Here is a 2,138-nt window from a genome sequence, read left to right on the forward strand (position 1 = left end):
ACAACATCACTATCTGGGAAGAGAGTACTCATAATTGATTTCACCCTATCCTTTTTAACTAAATCTCTTTCTTTTAAGGAATATAGCACTGCAGAGTTAATTATAATTTCTTCAGAACTTTTATATCTGATTCCAATAGGATTTACCATTGAATATCTTGGATTAATAGTTACAGAACTTCCAGCTACTTTTAAAAATTCAACTCTTTCAGCACTTCCTTCTTTTGCCATCTGTGCTTTTGTACCATTTTCACCAAACCATGAATAATTTGCAAAAAACAGCTCACCGTCTATCAATTTTTCAAAATGATTTTTTTTACAACCTTTTTCAATTTTAAAATCTGAAAATTTTAAAAATCCTATTACTTTTACCATTTTTTATATTTCCAGTCTATATATCCGTTAATGGTGTTGCAGTATCTGGAGAGGTATCGTAAACTTTAAAGTCTACTCCGACTCCCAGATCAGCTTGCGCTAGTTGATTGACCATGGTCATATGAGCTAGTTCTTTGATATTGTTCTCCTTAGACAAATGTCCAAGGTAGATTTTCTTGGTTCGATTTCCCATTGCATGAATCATGGCCTCAGCACCGTCTTCGTTAGAAAGGTGACCGAGATCCGATAGAATTCTCTGTTTGAGACGCCAAGCATAGGAACCTGCTCGAAGAATCTCGATATCGTGGTTGGACTCGATCAAATAGCCATCTGCATTGGCCACAATTCCAGCCATACGGTCACTAACATAGCCTGTATCGGTCAACATGACAAAACTCTTGTCGTCTTTCATAAATCGGTAAAACTGGGGTGCTACTGCATCATGGCTGACCCCAAAACTCTCAATGTCGATATCGCCAAAGGTTTTAGTTTTGCCCATTTCAAAAATGTGCTTCTGGGATGAATCAACCTTACCGAGGTATTTACTATTTTCCATAGCCTGCCAAGTTTTTTCATTGGCGTAAAGATCCATGCCATATTTACGAGCCAAGACACCGACTCCATGGATATGATCTGAATGCTCATGCGTAATCAAAATCGCATCCAAATCTTCTGGCTTACGATTGATTTCGCTCAAAAGACTGGTGATTTTCTTACCAGACAAGCCTGCATCCACTAAGATTTTCTTTTTTGGGGTTTCCAGATAAAAGGAATTTCCACTGGAACCTGATGCTAAAATACTGTATTTAAAGCCTATTTCACTCATTCTAGTCTTCTATTTCGTCCTCCCATATTTCTTCTTTTACGGCATCCTTATCATAAGGGAGCACTATGGTAAAGGTTGAGCCCTTACCGTATTCACTTTTAGCCCAAATAAAGCCATTGTGTTGTTTGATGATTTCCTTTGCAATAGCCAGACCTAGACCAGTTCCACCTTGGGCACGACTTCTTGCGCGATCCACACGGTAGAAGCGGTCGAAAATCTTCGGCAAATCTTGTTTTGGAATACCTAGACCTTGGTCTTTGATAGATAAAATCATCTGATCATCCGTCGTTTTCATGCTGACAGTGATTTTCCCACCATCTGGGGAATACTTGATGGCATTGTTAAGAATATTATCAATCACCTGGGTCATCTTATCGGTATCAATCTCAATCCAAACTGAGTTTATTGGGTAATCTCTAACAAGCTCATATTTTTTCTCCTCATCCTGACTTCTCATCTTATCAAAGCGGTTGAGAATAAAAGTGATAAATGCTGTAAAATTAATCAATTCAACATCTAGCCGACTACTTGCATTATCAATACGAGAGAGATGCAAGAGATCTGTCACCATCCGCATCATACGGTTGGTTTCACCGAGCGATACCTTGATAAAGTCTGGGGCAACAGGATCATACAAGGCTCCCTCATCCAAGGCTTCAAGATAGGACTTAACACTGGTCAAAGGAGTTCTCAACTCATGACTCACGTTAGAAACAAAGAGTCTCCGCTCACGCTCTTCCTTCTCCTGTTCAGTCGTATCGTGCAAAACGGCAACCAAACCAGAGATGAATCCAGACTCACGACGAATGAGTGCAAAACGCACACGAAGACTAAGATATTCTCCGTTAGCATTTTGGGAATCAATCATCAATTCAGGAATCTGTGTAATGAGGTCACGCAGTTCATATTCATCCTCTATCTCAAGCAATTCTAGGATG

3 protein-coding genes are annotated in these 2,138 nt (G+C 39.4%); all 3 read right to left on the reverse strand.

Annotated elements, in window-relative coordinates; genetic code table 11:
- A partial coding sequence (locus tag SORDD16_RS11300; protein ID WP_164966487.1) for a hypothetical protein occupies positions 1 to 374 on the reverse strand: 374 nt, incomplete at its 3' end.
- 16 nt (positions 375 to 390) lie between these two features.
- On the reverse strand, positions 391 to 1,200 hold the full coding sequence (locus SORDD16_RS04800) for an MBL fold metallo-hydrolase (protein ID WP_061452563.1): 810 nt from the start codon (positions 1,198 to 1,200) through the stop codon (positions 391 to 393).
- A gap of 1 nt (position 1,201) precedes the next feature.
- A partial coding sequence (locus tag SORDD16_RS04805) for an ATP-binding protein (RefSeq protein WP_081215137.1) occupies positions 1,202 to 2,138 on the reverse strand: 937 nt, incomplete at its 5' end.

This window comes from Streptococcus oralis, from assembly GCF_001578945.1.
In the GTDB taxonomy this organism is placed as follows: Bacteria; Bacillota; Bacilli; order Lactobacillales; family Streptococcaceae; genus Streptococcus; species Streptococcus oralis_Q.

Bases quoted from the DNA above. Each gene is read 5' to 3' on its own strand.
- SORDD16_RS04800 (WP_061452563.1), bottom strand. From the start codon at position 1,200: ATGAGTGAAATAGGCTTTAAATACAGTATTTTAGCATCAGGTTCCAGT.